The following is a 14,359-nucleotide window of genomic DNA, read 5'->3' as shown; positions in this document are numbered from 1 at the left end:
TGGTGGCGACGGGCGGGAGCCGCGTAGACTGCCGCGCATGAACGAACTCGGAAGCGCCGCCGCGAAGCCGCCGACTGCGGCCCCGATGCCGACGGCGCCCACGGAGGCCGGCTGGCGGCGGGACGTGTGGCCGGGCATCCACTGGATCCAGGAGTGCGGCGGACACCGGGCCGGGATCGCGCGCGCGGTGCTGGCGAGCGGCGCGGACTGGTACGCCCCCGGCAACGAGCTTCACGTCCCGCAGAACGCGTACCTGCTGGCGGGCGAGCGGACGCTACTCTGGGATACGCTCTCCCCGGCCTCGGGCCACATCCTTCTCCCGGCGCTCGATGAACTGCTGGGAGGCCGGCCGCTCGACTACCTCGCCCTCTCACACCCCGACGTGCCGCACGCGGGGAACACGATGCAGGTGCTGCGGCGCTACCCGGACTGCCGTCTCGTGGCGCCGGCGACCGGCGAGACGCACGCGCTGTACCACCTCGACGACGCGATGAAGGTGGGGCCCGATGACGAAATCGATCTCGGCGGGCTCCGGGTCCGCTTCCCGGAGGCGACCTTCCTCGACGCCGCCATCCACACCTGGATGAGCGAGGCGACGACCCGCACGCTCTTCACGGTCGACTGGATGGGGTTCCCGCACCAGAGCGGCGAGTGCCTGCGCCGCACGGACGAAATCGACACGGCGGTGGACGTGGGGCGCCTCGAGGAGTTCCACAGCCGCGTCATGTTCTGGTTCCAGTACGTGGTTCCGTCAAAGGTCGTCGCGGCGACGGACGCGCTTGCGACCCGCTTTGACGGCTACGGGTTCGCGCCGGCGCACGGACTCCCGATCCCGGGGGAGGACGCGGCGCCCTACTACGAACGCCTGAACGAGGTCGTGCGGCGGGTGGCGGCGGGCGGGCGCGGCGGCGTCCTGTGAGCATGCGGACGCGTCGCCTGAGCGGGGGCGCACGGTGAGCGTCATCGATCTGGGCGGCGGGGTCTCCTGGGTCCACGAGTGCTTCCCCGAGACGGACGCCCACATCCACGTCTCCGTGTACCTCGTCGAGGCGCCGGAGGGGGCGATCCTCCTGGACTCCGGCTCGTTCCACCACCGGCAGCGCCTCTCGGACCGGATCACCGACGTCACCGCCGGGCGCGGCATCGGCGCCATCGTGCTCTCCCACTCCGACTATCCCCACTCGGGCAACATCCCCGCTTTCCGCCGGGACTGGGGGGACTTCGAGATCATCGCCTCCTGCGGCGATCCCGACCTGCAGGGACTCCCATACGCGCGCCGCACGAAGATCGGGGACGTGACCGACGTGCTGGGCCGACGCTTCGTCGTCCTCGATCCCCCGCTCGCCGACCGCAACCACACGACCTGGGTCTACGACGAGGCCTCCCGCACCCTTTTCGTGGCGGACGGCTTCGGTACACTGCACGCCCCCGGCGCCTGCGACATCGATTGGGGACGGATCCCGGAGGACGGACGCGCGGAAGGCGTGCACGAATTCCACGCCCAGACCCTGCCGTGGCTGCGCTACGCGGACCCGGAGCGCGTCATGGGCGCCCTGCGCACCATGCTGGAACGGCATCCCCCGGCCTGGATCGCGCCGATCCACGGCCCCCCGATCGCCGAGGTCGATGTGGGCCGGTACATGGCCGACCTCGACAACGCGCTGACCCGCATCACGACGGGAGACGCCGCCTGGGCGAGGCCCGGGGCGACCCGTCCGACGGAAGTGCGCTAACCGGGCGGGAAGCCCGGCGACTCCTCGCAAGGCTGCCAATCGGGCAGTGCCGCGCCCGGGAGACGTGTGCCGTCGGCGAGCGACGACGGGTGCTCCGGGAGCCACATGCGGGTGGTCACGCCGGCCACTTCGGACCCGGGAGCTTCCGACTCGATGTGGACCTCGACGGCCGCTGCGAGAGTCGAATCGCGCGGGAGCAGCGTCGCGCGCCGAAGGTCGAGCCGCCCGTACTTCAGTTCCATGCACTCGGGCTCCACGCCGAGATCGTCCGCCAAGTCGGCCACGAGTGCGGCCCATCGAGTCTCTGCCCGCCGGCGATTCGTCTCGTTTTCCTCGATATCGACGTAGATGAGTCTGGAGCCCGCGTCTGGCGGTCCAAGGCGCGACGCCGTGAAGCCGTAGTGCATCCAGCCTCGGACGACGGCTTCCTCGATCCTGCCCTCCTCGTTGACGTAGAGCGTGGTACGTGCCCTCATCAATTCGCCATGCGTCATACCCAGGTGAATGGACCGGGTGGGGAACGGACTCGACTCCGGCCACTCGACCGGAGGCTCACCGCACCCAGGGAGTGCGCAGAGGATCGCGGCCATCATCACGATGGCTACGATCCTCCTCGCACCGGTGCTTGACGGGCCGACCATCAGAGTCGTGTCGGCTCCGCCTCGCACGACGTAAACCACATGCAGATCCCGTACAACCAGTCGCACTTCCGTACCTCGTCCCAGTCTGTGAAGCAGTTGTCCCATAGTTCCAGGCATGCGCAGGTGCAGTCGTTGAAGTCGCATGTGGACGCCGCCCTGCCGGGCTGTACGAGGATACTTGGCTTCGTGCGTCAACCCGGTCTCAACACGATCTCGTCCATACGACGTCCGGCCTACCGGCCGAGCAACTCTGCGAGGTCGGCCTCCGACACGGCTCCGGCGATCCGGGCGTGCTCCGATACGAAGGTCGGGGTGCCGGTGACCCGCCAGCGAGCGGCGAGCGCGGCGTCGCGGGCGAGGCGCTCGGTCGTCGCCGCCGACTCCAGGCAGCGGACGAACCGCGTTCCCGCGGGAACGCCGGCCGCTGCGGCAACGGACTCCCAGGCCACGTCCATGGACTCCCAGTCGTCGTTCGTCATGAGGTAGTCGTGCAGGCGCCGAAAGGCCCCGCTCTCTTCCGCGCAGATCGCCGTCCGCGCAGCCTCTCGCGTGCGATCGGAGAGCGGAACGTGAACCAGCACGACCTTCACGCTGTCGCCGGCAACCCACTCGTCCACGATCTCGTGAGACGAGCGGCAGAAGGGGCACCGGTAGTCGCTGAACTCGAAGATCACGTGCGCGGCATCGCCGCTTCCGAGCACACTCTTCCTGGTCGCAGCGGCCTTCTTCCCTTCCTCGCGATACAGCGCGAGCACCTGCCGCTCGGCGTTCCACTCCCGGATACGGCTACCCACGACCCCCGATGGCCGGAACGCGATGGCAGCGAGGAGGAGGAAGCACACCGCCAGGCCGATGTCCTGGACTCCGGGCCGCTTCATGAGTCCATCGGGCCGGCGACCGACGGAAGCGGCAGGACCAGGACGTGTTCTATGTCGAGTTCATCCCGCACCACTCCGACGGCTTCCGTTTCGTCGGCCCACAGCAGGCGGAAATCGCCGGGGAATTCGATGTCCCGGCCCGGGCTTCCCGGTCCCGCGTACACGCGCCAGACCGTGGTCTCTACTGCCGCGCGGGTGGGGTCCGCCTCCGGCGGCCGGGAGCCGGTCACCCACACGCGCCCGTCCTCGCCGGCCACGACATCGCCCAGAACCGGGAAGGAGTCGGGAAACGCCCACACATCGAGCGTGGTCGCTATGAGGGTCCGAAGCGAGGTCGGGAGGGGCCGGTCCAGCCGAGCGCGGATGCCCGCAAGCGCCGTCTCCCGATGCGCGGCCGTAACGGGAGCCGCCGTGACCGAGAATGCGATCGGAGCCAGCGAGACGCCGGTATCCGCAACGCGCTCCGCGCGCGGACGTTCCGTGGACCCGTAGAGAATGTCCGAGTCGCGTGGGAGCACGAAGGCCCGGGGAGAAAACGGAATCCTGCCCGAGATGTACGTGTCTCCCCCGTACTGGAAGAACCGTTCACCGGTGGTCTCTGCGATGGGATCGAAGCCCGCTCCCTCCGGCGACGTCAGGAAGATGACGAGGCGCCGCGGGTGGGACTCGCCGATCTCGTCGACGATCCGGTCGAGTCTCGACACCGACCACACCAGCCGACCGTCGACCGTGGAACCGTGGAACCCCGGGGTCCGCAGTGTGTCCCCCGAGGGGGTCGGGACGGGAACTCGCCGCACGTCCCCGCCGGCATACGGCCAGATGGAGACCTCGCCCCGTTCCCCATCGTATGCGGCGAGGGAGTCGCCGCGGTATTCGAACAGCGCCGTCAGTTCCTCGAGTTCGCGCGGACCGCTCCCGACTCCTCCCTGCGTGCTGCGCCACTCCCCATCGAGGGTGAACGCGCGCAGGGTCGCGTCCCCCCGGTTCGCTACGATCAGAGCGTCGGCCGACCGGTCGACGACGACACCGGCGATGTCGTAGAAGTCCGTGTGTCCCTCACCGGTCCGGCTTCCGAGTCGCACGCGGGGCGGCCCCGCGCGAAGGTGCGCGGGGTCCGCTCCGGCGTCTGTTCCGATGTCTGTTCCGACGTGCGTTCCGATGTCCGTTCCCGGCTCCGCCGAACCGACCGTGTCGGCGGGGTTCTCCCCTTCCAGACACGCGGCAGCCAGCATCGCCGCCGCGAGTGTCGTCCAGTACCGGGGCCGCGGGCCGGCCCCCGTGGTATCGAGCTTCATGTGATCACCGTCAGAAGGGGTTCAGAAGGGATTCAGAACCGGTTCAGAACCGATTCAGAAGAGATAGGGATCCGTGGGGGGACCCCAGACGGGAAACAGGCATCCCCGCATGCACTGGTTGAGTTCGTAATTGCAGCCCCAAATGTGGTCCAGGACGCACTCCGTCCATCCCTGGAAACACTCCGTCATGCAGTCGTCCCCCCCGCGCGCGGACGCGGCCTGACCGGGTTGCGCCAGGATGGCCGTCGCCAGCACGAGGTTGAAACCAAGCAGCACCCAGCGCCCGGCTTTCATCGTCTTCATCGTCTTCATCGTCCCCTCCCTTTCCGGGTCTTCGGGAGGCCGGGTCGCGGCCGCCGCAGTCCCGCCGCAGCCCGCTTCGACCCTCCGGGACGGACCCTCCGCCCCGTGCCTCCCGAGATTCACCTCCAGAGTCCGGCCGCCCATCAACGGATCCTCAACTCGCTCGCGGCGGACCGGCGGCGGGGCGACGCCTGACGGCACTCGCCTGCCCTCCGGATGCCGCGTATCGTCGGGATCCTGCGGGATTGCGGAAGTCGAATCGGAGCCACGGAGAACCGACGGAGAACAGGAGGCATGGATGGCGGATGTGCTTTGCATCGGCGGGACAGGGACCGTTGGGCGTCCGGTCGTCGACGGGCTGGCGGCCCGCGGAGTATCGGTGCGGTGCTTGACGCGCTCGGCGGACAGAGCCGGAGCGTCGGACGACGGGGTTCGAGCGGCGGACGGGGCCGCGGCGGCGGACGGCGGGGTCGAATTCGTACTGGGCGACCTGGAGCAGCCCGACACGCTCGGGCCGGCGCTCGAGGGCGTGTCGCGCATGCACCTCCTCACGGCGCTCCACCCGCGCGAGGCGGAACTCGGCATCGGGGCGATCGACGCGGCCGCGGAGGCCGGTGTCGAGCGGATCGTCTTCCATTCCGCGCACCGCGCGCATGCGGCGCCCCACATCCCCCACTTCGCGAGCAAGATGGAGATCCTCGCGACGCTCGAGACCTCCGGCGTCCCCTGGGTGACGATCGAACCGAACCACTATTTCCAGAACGACCTGTGGCTGAGGCGGTCGCTCGAAGCCGGCGTCTATCCCGCACCGCTCGGGGCCGTGGGACTGCACCGGGTCGACGTGCGCGACATCGCCGACGCCACCGTGAACGCGCTACTCGACGACGGCCATGCCGGGATCCGGTATCCGGTCGTCGGGCCCGAACTCCTGGCGTCCGAGGATGTCGCCCGAGTCTGGAGCGATCACCTCGACCGCGAGATCGAGTACGTCGGCGACGACCTCGACGCGTGGGAGGCGCGCGCGGGCCGGCGCCTGCCGGACTGGCTCGTGAGGGACCTGCGGGTCATGTCCGAGCACTTCCTCTCCGACGGGCTCATCGCGACCGAGGAGGACTTCGCGACGATGAGTCATGTGCTGGGTCACGCGCCGCGCGTGTTCGACGACTTCGTGGCCGAGACGGTCGCGGCCTGGTCCGGCGGAGGCGCATCATGAGGCGGGCCGGTAGGTTTCGACGCACCCGGTCCCGAAGGGAGAGCGGTTCATGTTCACGATATACGTCTTCTGTCTCCTGGTAGGCGGCGGGTTCCTTGCCCTGTCCGTCTTCGGCGACTTCCTGGACGGCATGGACATCGACGTGGATGTCGACGCGGAACTTGACGCGGGAGGAGGGGCCGATGTGGCGAGGCTCCTCTCGCTGCGGACGATCGTCTACGCCCTGTTCGGATTCGGCGCGACCGGGTCCATTCTGCACTGGTTCACGGGTCCCGCGGTCACGGGCGTCGTCGCCGGCATCACGGGGCTGGCCTCCGGGGCCTTCATCAGCGCCGCCTTCCGTTACATTAAGCGGTCGGGCGCCGGCACCGCGCTCGGCGAACAGTCGCTGGCCGGGTTGACCGGCGAGGTGACGATGGAAATAGCGCCGGACGGCGCGGGTACGGTGAAGGTGTCGCGCGGGCAGCGCCGCTACAGCGTGCGGGCCCGCCTGGACTCAACCTGCCCGGACGATCTGCCGCTGCGCGCCGGACAGTCGGTCGTCGTCGTGCGCATGACGGACGGCATCGCGAACGTCGTGCCGGTGGACATGAAGCTGCTCGAGGAATGAGGTCCAAATGCAAGACTTTCTGAATCTCCTGGCCGCCCCCGTCACGATGGCGGCCGTCTTCATCGTCGTCGTGCTCGTGGCGATCGTCACCATCAAGAACCTGATCGTGATCGTTCCCCCCAACCGCGCCGCCGTGATCACGGGCCGAAACCGCATGCTGACCGATGGCCAGGCCGTCGGCTACCGCTCCATTTCGGGCGGGCGCACGCTCCGGATCCCGATCATCGAGACGGTCCAGCACATGAACCTCGAGACCATCCCCATCGAGGTCTTCGTCACCAACGCCTTCTCGAAGGGGAACATCCCGCTCAACGTGGAGGCGATCGCGAACGTGAAGATCGCCTCGGAGCCCGAGTGGGTGTTCAACAACGCCGTGGAGCGCCTGCTGGGGAAGACGGAAACGGAAGTCCGCGAACTGGCCCAGGACACGCTCACCGGGAACCTGCGCGGCGTCCTCGCCACGCTCACGCCGGAGGCCGTGAACGAGGACCGGCTGGGGTTCGCCAAGGCGCTGTCGGAGGACGCGGGGGAGGATCTGGCGTCGCTGGGCTTCCACCTCGACGTGCTCAAGATCCAGAACGTGAGCGACGAGCGCGGCTACCTCGAGGCGATCGGGCGCGAGAAGTCGGCCGAGGCGATCCGGGCCGCGGAGATTGCCGAAGCCCAGGCCGAAGCCGACACGCGCGAGGCCCAGGCCGAGGCGAGGCGGCGCGCGGAGGTGCGGGAGGCCGCCGCCTCGATCAAGGTCGCCGAAGCCCAGAACGAACTCCGCGTGCGCAAGGCCGAACTGCACCGCGAGGGCGACACGGCCGAGAAGATCGCGCGCGTGAAGGCGCAGGAGGCCGAGGTCGAGGCCGAAAAGATCCTCGAGATGAAGCGCGTCGAGCGCGAGGAGCAGCGCCTGCGGGCGGACGTGATCGAGCCCGCCAAGGCCGAGAAGATGGCCGCGTTCGCGCGGGCCGAGGCCGAGGCGGCGCCCATCCTGGAGCGCGGGAAGGCCCAGGTCGAGGTCCTGAAGCGGCTCTACGCCGAGGTCCAGACCGGAGGCGAGGCCGCGTTCGCCGTGTTCATGGCCGAGAAGCTCCCCGAGCTGCTCGAAATCGCCGTGGGCGCCGTGGAGGGCGTGGACATCGACCGCGTCGTCGTCATGGACGGGGGCCAGGGCGAGGGCGTGTCCAACGCGCTCAACCAGCGGGTGCGCGGCGCCTACGGGACGATGGAGGGGCTCGCGTCGGTGCTGGGCCTCGACATCCAGGAGGTCCTGCAGCGCGCCGTGGGCTCCGGGAGCGAGGACGACGGCGCGGGTTCAACCCCGGAGCTACCGCCGGGCTAACCGCTTCTCGATCTCGGCATCGTAGTAGCCGTCCGGCACCGGGCGCGGCGAACGCTGCGGCAGCGGTACGTCCTCATACAGCTTCACACCCATCTGCCGATCGTAGATGTCCACGGTCGAGCCTCGGCGGCGCAGGAAGCGGGCGCTGTCATACCGTGGAATCCTGAGTCACACTGGGCGTCTGGTTTGCCTGGCACGTCCGGCGGTCTACGTCACCTTCCAGTCGCAGGCGCATGATGTACTCGATGTCGAGATCATCCGACCACACCACATGGACTACACCGCCACGGCCCACGTGCGTCAACGAGACGGGAACGGGAAGCAAGACGGAACCCCGGCGCTCGCCGCAGTTGTCCAGCAGGTCCCATGTAGTTTCGGCGTTGGCGCCGCTGTGGCGAATCCAGACCCAGCCCTCGGGCGAAACATCCAATTCGGTCGGTGCCGTGTCCAGATCGAACGTGCGGAGCGTGTCGCCCGTGAACGCTATTTCGTGCAACTGGCGGCGCTCGTTGACGGATATCCAGACCGTGCCGCGCGCGGTCGAGACGGTCCAAGCGTGTTCATCGCGTTCGGGCCGTTTGTCGGAGACGGCAATGCTGACTCGGGAAGAGCCGATCGTCCTCTCGGTCGTTCGAGTCTCACCGCTCTCGAGAGCCCGGGAATCGATGGTGAGCGTGTCGCTGAACACCACACCGTACTCCGCCGTCGGGACGCCACGGGCGATGTATGAGACAGTGGTGTCCCCGATGGGCAGGCGCTGGTACTCGTAGATATGGCCCTGCGCATCGACCTGCGCGATCTTGCCGGCCGGAATATCCGGGTTGGTATAGAAGTTGCCGGTGCGCATGTCTCGCCGGTACTCCACCCCGAGCGAATCCAGCACCTGCCGTTGAAAACCGTCATCAATCCAGAGCCGCGCACGGTTCGGTTCCCACGTCAAGCTGGTGGGACCGAGGTACGACATGCGGCGATGACGACGTTCGCCGGGGCCCTCGCCCTCGGGCGCGATCTCGCGGACCAGTTGTCCATCGCGGTCGAACACGCGCACGTTTTGCATGCCCGGGTCGACCACGTAGATCCGGCCATCGGCGTCGACAGCGAGGTCGTGGATATCGCCGAACAGGTCGGACTCCAACCCTTCGATACGACCCAACTGGAGTTCCTCGACCAGGCGGAAATCGCCGACCTGGGCGGCAGTAACCGACGCCGCCCAGAGCAGCGAACCGAAGGCCAGAGATGCCGAACTCAGTATGCCCAAGACGCCTCCACTCTGACGTGATACCCAGCTCAACCAGCGGGCGACGGGCGCCTGCGGGACGATGGAGGGCTGTTTCTCCTTCACTTCGTCCAGATCGCCACGATGCCGCACTGGGCGTCGGATCCGGCGAATTCGCCCGGGAGCGACGCCGCCCCCCGGTACACCTCTACTCCGGCCCCGTTACCTGGTCCAGACCAGGACAGCCCCGCAGCGGGCATCTGAGCCGGTGAACTCGGCCGGGAGCGAAGCAGGCCCCTTGTACACCTCGATGGCGCCGATCTCGAACGGACGTATGTACTGATCGAGCCCGCCGCTTCTGAGCAAAACACCGTCAATGTACTGCTTCATCGGACATGGCTGGTTCGAGAATCCCGTTGACATCCGCCGGTTCGCCAACCCCGACATTCCCGGTACCATCATGGAAACGAAGCCACTCACGGTGAGCGGACGCCAGCGGTCGATCTCGTCGACCGTGATGAAGTGGCCCAGCCCGGTCAGTTCACCCCAGTGCTTACGCTCGTAGAACCCCACGATCTCCAGCCGACGCGCTCTGGTGACCGTGGCTACGATCGGCTCCATCTCCAGCGGCGTGGGCACCAGGCCGATCTCCATTTCCGTAGTCAGTCCCCGATCCACCGTGATTGAATGTTGCAGCGGGGCATAGCCGATCCGTCGCACCTCTACTTCGTGCTCCCCCGCCGGCACGCCCGTCAGGACGAACCGTCCCTGCCGATCCGTGTCGACGGCGAGCGGACGACCTCGCACGGACACTGCCGCGGCGACGACGGGAGCTTCCGTCGAAGCGTCCAGAACCCGACCCATGAGGCGTCCCGACTGAATCCCCCCCGTCAGGATACGGAGCACGACCTCGCGAGTCGCGCCCGCTTCGAATGTCGCGACCGCTTGCCGGCTCGAGTCGTCACCGAGTTCGGCCCAGAGCGTGGCTCCCTCCACATCCCCGGGGACGCAGAGATAAAGATGGCCGTCCGCTCCGGCAGCGGCCCGGGCCGGTCTCTCGACGAGGTCGGACCACCGAACGACGACGATGGCCCCCGGCAGCGAGATCGTTCCCGACTCATCGACGACCCTGACACGGAGCAAGGCTCGGTCGCCACACTGCTCCCTCTGCTGGGCCCCGGTCGTGGCCGATGTGGCCAACAAAGCGACTGACGCGAGGGTAGTACGCGTCGTTAGACTTCGGCACTTGGCTGACCACGGAAAAGCGCTATAGTGCGCGGGGGTCACTTCGGCTCCTGGAATCCCCACCGAGTGATGGTGGGAAGATCGAGTTCGTCCCAGCTCACGGTCCATATCGTTTCCCCTGTCACGCCAAGTAAGAAATGGGTGGCCGGCAATCTGACAACCCCAACGAAACCCTCGCCCGGTCCTCTCCGACGCGAGGCGGAGACGGAGTTCCACGTCGTGGGACACACCCGGCGGGACCGCGATCACGTTCTCCTCGCTGGTCGCGTCACCGAACTCGCCCGGCCCCTTCGCCTTCGGCGCCGAAATCAACGGACTCGCCGCCGGTATCCATGCAGCTCGCCCGATGCTCGTACGAATCGATGACGCCCGCCGCGCCGCCGTCCAGGAGCGTGAGCTAACCGCGTCTGCTGAGTGGTGACGGCGCGGAGGCACCTTGCCTGGCTGGCGAACTCGAGCTACTTGGTCCACACGGCAGCCACGCCGCATCGCGACCCGGATCCCCCGAACTCGGCCGGCAGCGACGCCGCGCCTCTGTAGACCTCTACTCCGGCCACTTCGATCGGAAGCACAAACGCGTCGAGGTTGTCGGCACCGACTTTCACATTGTCCAGATAAACGCTTAAGCGACAGCCAGTGCGGGCGTTGAGGAGCCCCATCCGGATGCTGGGGAGCTCTGCAATCATGTGCGAGATTCGCAGCGGGTTCCGGCGCTCGATGTCTGCGGCCGTGTAGAAGGTGCCGAGGCCGAGCAACTCTCCCCAGTGCTTCCGCTCGTAGAAGCCTTTGATCTCCAGGCGTCGTGACCGCGTTGTCGACACCACCAGGGGCTCGAGTGCCACCGGGTCCCGCACAAGGCGGACCTCCAACTCCGTCGTGTGACCGGTGGTCACGTCGACCGCGTGGCGAAGGGGCGCGTAACCGAGCCGTCGGACCCGCAGTTCGTGCTGCCCAGCCGGCACGCCGGTCAGCCGGAACCGGCCCTGTCTGTCGCTTGCGGCCTCCGCCGGCCGGCCGACGACACTCACCGCCGCCGTCGCCACGGGGCGACCGGTTTCCCGGTCGACCAGACGCCCGATCAGACGTCCTGATGGCACCGAACTGAGAATCCGTAGCCGGATCTCGCGGTCCTCGCCGGACACGAGTGCCTCGGGTGCGGCCTGTCCGCTCGAGTGGTCCCCAAACTCCGCCCACACAACCGCACGACTCGCGTCGCGTGGAACGCACACGAGAAGACGGCCATCGGCATCCGTTGCCTCGCGCACCGGCATTCGCTCCGCATCGATCCAGCGAAGAACCACCGTGGCCCCGGGTAGGACGATACTCCCGGACTCGTCCAGGACCGTGACGAGGAGAGAGGCCCGGTCACCGCAGTCCGCCTCCTGTCCGGCGGCCGCACCGAGGTCCGCTCCAGAGAGAGTGACGAAGGTGACGACCGCCGCCAGCCAGTGCCGCTTCAGCTTAGACATCTCGCCTCCCATTCTTTTTCCGTCACGCGTTGCATCCGACCGAAGCAGATGCCTCCATCTTCGTTGACAGCGCCAGTCTGGAAAACGTCACAGCACTGTCAGAAGAGGTTGACGAGGGCGAGGGGCGCCTACGGGACGATGGAGGGGCTGGCGTCGGTCCGCGGCCTCCACAGCCATCAAGTGTCCGGCGCCCCGTGGACGGCTTCGGAGGGGTTGGCGTTGGCGCCCGAACCCTCGCGCCGCGCAACGTGGCTGAGGGGCCGACTCAGGGCGCTATTTTGTCCAGATTACGATAGCGCCGCAGCGCGCATCGGAGCCACCGAACTCGGCCGGTAGCGACGCCGGGCCCTTGTATATCTCGACTCCCGCTACCTCTATTGGTAGGACGAGAGTGTGGATGGGGACGTTGCTCACATCGACATTGTCGAGGAATGTCTTGATCTGGCAACCGCCGCCGGAGAACCCGGCCGACAGTCTCGTGCTGTAGAACTTCCCGCCTGATGCCAACCTGATTCCAGACATGTCGGCGATCATGTGACTGATGCGCTGCGGCCGCCGACGCTCAATGTCGGCTTCAGTGAAGAACGTGCCTCCGCTCACGAGTTCGCCCCACAGCTTCCGCTCATAGAACCCCTTGATCTCCAAGCGGCGAGATCTCGTCACGGTCGCGACGAGCGGCTCCATTTCTAACGGCGTGGGCACCAGCCCGATCTCCACTTCCGTGGTGAGCCCGCGCGTCACCGTCACAGGGTGGCCAAGGGAGGCGTAGCCAATGCGTCGCACCTCCAACTCGTGTTGCCCTTCGGGGACGCCGGACAGAATGAACCCGCCACGCCGGTTGCTCTCTGCCTGCCTGGCACGACCCCGAACCGATACGGCGGCGGTGGCGACCGGATCACCGGTCGCGCCATCATATACTCGGCCGATGATCCGCCCCGACCGTATCTGCCCAAAACCCACCCGGAGTTCCACGTCACGCCGGGCCCCGGGGTCGAAGGCCACGACTGCCTGCTCGCTCGACGCGTCTCCGAACTCGGCCCAGACCGTCGCCTCCTTGGCGTCACGCGGGACACAAAGGAAGAAGCTGCCCTGCGTATCGGCGGCTTCACGCACTGGCCTGCGCCTTGCCTCGTTCCAGCGGAGAACCACGGTGGCGCCCGGCAGGGGGAGGGTCCCGGATTCGTCCAGCACCGCGACGCGCAGCGAAGCGCGGTCGCCACATTCATCCGTGTCCTGCCCGGCCGCCGGAGCGGCGGCAGCCGCAAGCAGCGATACAACCCCGATCAACATCGCCGGGGCCGTTCGTATCATCTGGACCATCCGTATCGTCTCCAAGCTAGTGGTTTCTTGAGAAACCTCGGTCCCAGCTGTCGGCTCCCGGCGATGCCGGTACCCACCCCGTAACGGTGGGCAGATCGAGTTCGTCTCGGCTCACAGTCCAGAGCATGTGTCCCGATGCGGCCACCAACTGATGCCCGATCGGTAGTTGGATCAATTCTGTGAATCCCTCGCCGAACCGGTATGCAGTCCAGTACTCGGGCGCCGCGACTGAGGCTCGATCGGTCCTACGCAGCCAGATTGTCCGGTTCTCGCTAGCAATCATCGCATCAACGGCCGTCTCTGCAGGCTTGGCGATCTGCTGCATGAACGCGCGCGCCAGCTCACTTGCCGATACTCGCGAGCGGAACGATCCGGGCAGATCGCCGTGAATCCGCGTTGCATATGATCGAACGTCCCGCGTCGATAGAGTTGCACGACCCAACGGAAGATGCGCAACGGCCGCCGTGTCCCCGGTGGAAGCGAGCTGAAGCAACTCGAGTTCAGCCGCGCCAGCAGAATCTGCGCGCCATGTGCCTAAGTATAGCCCACGGCTTCGGGGATCGTACGCGAGCAGACTTCGGCGGTCGAACGGATGATTGATCGACATGGTCCGGACGTCACTCCCACCGTTCTCTTCCCGGGTCGCGATGGACACGGTGACCTGGCCCAATGTCTGCCACGCAATCGTATCCTGAACCGTTCCGTCTTCGTCGAAGAGCAAGATGGGAAGTGAATCGATCTGGCCAGCTATTCCGGCCGACAAGTAGGGGACGCTCGCGATCCGCCGCCCAGAAAACGCTCTCTGTGGCATCACCACGGTTGGGCCAGATATTATACTGAACCGAACTGATCTCAGATAAACGCCATCCACGCCGAAGAAGGACAGTCTGCTCCGGCCGCGGTCGGCAACCCAAAGCGTATCGGACAACCGGCCCATGGCGACCGGACGCCGGAACTCGCCTGGGCCGTCCCCTCGGCCACCGATGGTGCTTATCCACCGCCCGCGACGGTCGAACTGGTGGACGCCGAAGGCTGCTGGGTCCAGCACGTATATGCGATTCGAGTCGGCCAACACAGTCCAGGGAGCTGTCAATTCGGGGTCG

Annotated in this window: 15 protein-coding genes; 5 read left to right on the top strand and 10 right to left on the bottom strand. The window is 67.3% G+C overall.

Annotation, left to right across the window (positions count from 1 at the left end; genetic code table 11):
- Positions 1-37 precede the first annotated feature (37 nt).
- Together ACOGXI_RS17250 and ACOGXI_RS17245 are read left to right on the top strand one after the other, a co-directional pair.
- Positions 38-919, top strand: coding sequence for an MBL fold metallo-hydrolase (locus ACOGXI_RS17250; RefSeq protein ID WP_419940039.1), 882 nt, complete (start codon positions 38-40; stop codon positions 917-919).
- Positions 920-953: 34 nt separating this feature from the next.
- Positions 954-1,733 (top strand): MBL fold metallo-hydrolase, encoded by a 780-nt coding sequence (locus ACOGXI_RS17245; protein ID WP_419940038.1) that lies wholly within the window; start codon positions 954-956, stop codon positions 1,731-1,733.
- Here ACOGXI_RS17245 and ACOGXI_RS17240 read toward each other — a convergent pair.
- The 4 genes from ACOGXI_RS17240 to ACOGXI_RS17225 all read right to left on the bottom strand — a co-directional run bounded on the left by ACOGXI_RS17240 (position 1,730) and on the right by ACOGXI_RS17225 (position 4,994).
- Positions 1,730-2,209 carry a hypothetical protein gene (locus ACOGXI_RS17240; RefSeq protein ID WP_419940037.1) on the bottom strand — a complete coding sequence of 160 codons (480 nt, stop codon included), beginning with the start codon at positions 2,207-2,209 and terminating at the stop codon, positions 1,730-1,732. The two genes, ACOGXI_RS17245 and ACOGXI_RS17240, sit on opposite strands and share 4 nt — an antisense overlap.
- A 398-nt stretch (positions 2,210-2,607) precedes the next feature.
- Positions 2,608-3,252, bottom strand: a complete 645-nt coding sequence (locus ACOGXI_RS17235) for a DsbA family protein (RefSeq protein WP_419940036.1) — start codon at positions 3,250-3,252, stop codon at positions 2,608-2,610.
- Positions 3,249-4,547, bottom strand: coding sequence for a hypothetical protein (locus ACOGXI_RS17230; RefSeq protein ID WP_419940035.1), 1,299 nt, complete (start codon positions 4,545-4,547; stop codon positions 3,249-3,251). Before ACOGXI_RS17230 ends, ACOGXI_RS17235 begins: the two co-directional genes overlap by 4 nt.
- A 54-nt stretch (positions 4,548-4,601) precedes the next feature.
- Positions 4,602-4,994: a hypothetical protein gene (locus ACOGXI_RS17225; protein WP_419940034.1), complete on the bottom strand. Its 393-nt coding sequence runs from the start codon at positions 4,992-4,994 to the stop codon at positions 4,602-4,604.
- Between the two features lie 154 nt (positions 4,995-5,148).
- Here ACOGXI_RS17225 and ACOGXI_RS17220 point away from each other — a divergent pair, with 154 nt between their 5' ends.
- Genes ACOGXI_RS17220 through ACOGXI_RS17210 form a run of 3 tightly spaced genes read left to right on the top strand, consistent with a single transcriptional unit; the run spans position 5,149 to position 8,006 of the window.
- Positions 5,149-6,063: an SDR family oxidoreductase gene (locus ACOGXI_RS17220; RefSeq protein WP_419940033.1), complete on the top strand. Its 915-nt coding sequence runs from the start codon at positions 5,149-5,151 to the stop codon at positions 6,061-6,063.
- A gap of 49 nt (positions 6,064-6,112) precedes the next feature.
- A complete protein-coding gene (locus ACOGXI_RS17215) occupies positions 6,113-6,673 on the top strand; it encodes a hypothetical protein (RefSeq protein ID WP_419940032.1) in 561 nt (186 codons plus the stop codon).
- Between the two features lie 7 nt (positions 6,674-6,680).
- Positions 6,681-8,006, top strand: a complete 1,326-nt coding sequence (locus ACOGXI_RS17210; protein ID WP_419940031.1) for a flotillin family protein — start codon at positions 6,681-6,683, stop codon at positions 8,004-8,006.
- On the opposite strand, the gene ACOGXI_RS17205 is transcribed toward ACOGXI_RS17210, so the two are convergent.
- The 6 genes from ACOGXI_RS17205 to ACOGXI_RS17180 form a co-directional block, all read right to left on the bottom strand.
- Positions 7,992-8,120, bottom strand: a complete 129-nt coding sequence (locus tag ACOGXI_RS17205; protein ID WP_419940030.1) for a hypothetical protein — start codon at positions 8,118-8,120, stop codon at positions 7,992-7,994. The two genes, ACOGXI_RS17210 and ACOGXI_RS17205, sit on opposite strands and share 15 nt — an antisense overlap.
- Before the next feature lie 34 nt (positions 8,121-8,154).
- Positions 8,155-9,264, bottom strand: a complete 1,110-nt coding sequence (locus ACOGXI_RS17200) for a 6-bladed beta-propeller (protein WP_419940029.1) — start codon at positions 9,262-9,264, stop codon at positions 8,155-8,157.
- Positions 9,265-9,444: 180 nt separating this feature from the next.
- Positions 9,445-10,365: a carboxypeptidase regulatory-like domain-containing protein gene (locus tag ACOGXI_RS17195; protein WP_419940028.1), complete on the bottom strand. Its 921-nt coding sequence runs from the start codon at positions 10,363-10,365 to the stop codon at positions 9,445-9,447.
- Between the two features lie 560 nt (positions 10,366-10,925).
- Positions 10,926-11,936 (bottom strand): carboxypeptidase regulatory-like domain-containing protein, encoded by a 1,011-nt coding sequence (locus tag ACOGXI_RS17190; protein WP_419940027.1) that lies wholly within the window; start codon positions 11,934-11,936, stop codon positions 10,926-10,928.
- 273 nt (positions 11,937-12,209) lie between these two features.
- Positions 12,210-13,049: a carboxypeptidase regulatory-like domain-containing protein gene (locus tag ACOGXI_RS17185; protein WP_419940026.1), complete on the bottom strand. Its 840-nt coding sequence runs from the start codon at positions 13,047-13,049 to the stop codon at positions 12,210-12,212.
- A 223-nt stretch (positions 13,050-13,272) separates the two neighbouring features.
- Positions 13,273-14,331, bottom strand: coding sequence for a 6-bladed beta-propeller (locus tag ACOGXI_RS17180; protein ID WP_419940238.1), 1,059 nt, complete (start codon positions 14,329-14,331; stop codon positions 13,273-13,275).
- Positions 14,332-14,359 lie beyond the last annotated feature (28 nt).

Origin of the sequence: Candidatus Palauibacter sp., from assembly GCF_965208055.1 — a bacterium.
Taxonomy (GTDB): Bacteria; Gemmatimonadota; Gemmatimonadetes; order Palauibacterales; family Palauibacteraceae; genus Palauibacter.
The sequence above is the reverse complement of the archived record's forward strand: the minus strand, read 5'-3'. Positions and strand labels throughout refer to the sequence as shown.

What these genes read in the sequence shown, in the direction of transcription:
- ACOGXI_RS17250 (WP_419940039.1), top strand. Translation starts at nt 38, where the DNA reads ATGAACGAACTCGGAAGCGCCGCCGCGAAGCCGCCGACTGCGGCCCCG.
- ACOGXI_RS17240 (WP_419940037.1), bottom strand. Translation starts at nt 2,209, where the DNA reads ATGAGGGCACGTACCACGCTCTACGTCAACGAGGAGGGCAGGATCGAG.
- ACOGXI_RS17235 (WP_419940036.1), bottom strand. Translation starts at nt 3,252, where the DNA reads ATGAAGCGGCCCGGAGTCCAGGACATCGGCCTGGCGGTGTGCTTCCTC.
- ACOGXI_RS17230 (WP_419940035.1), bottom strand. Translation starts at nt 4,547, where the DNA reads ATGAAGCTCGATACCACGGGGGCCGGCCCGCGGCCCCGGTACTGGACG.
- ACOGXI_RS17225 (WP_419940034.1), bottom strand. Translation starts at nt 4,994, where the DNA reads ATGGGCGGCCGGACTCTGGAGGTGAATCTCGGGAGGCACGGGGCGGAG.
- ACOGXI_RS17220 (WP_419940033.1), top strand. Translation starts at nt 5,149, where the DNA reads ATGGCGGATGTGCTTTGCATCGGCGGGACAGGGACCGTTGGGCGTCCG.
- ACOGXI_RS17215 (WP_419940032.1), top strand. Translation starts at nt 6,113, where the DNA reads ATGTTCACGATATACGTCTTCTGTCTCCTGGTAGGCGGCGGGTTCCTT.
- ACOGXI_RS17210 (WP_419940031.1), top strand. Translation starts at nt 6,681, where the DNA reads ATGCAAGACTTTCTGAATCTCCTGGCCGCCCCCGTCACGATGGCGGCC.
- ACOGXI_RS17190 (WP_419940027.1), bottom strand. Translation starts at nt 11,936, where the DNA reads ATGTCTAAGCTGAAGCGGCACTGGCTGGCGGCGGTCGTCACCTTCGTC.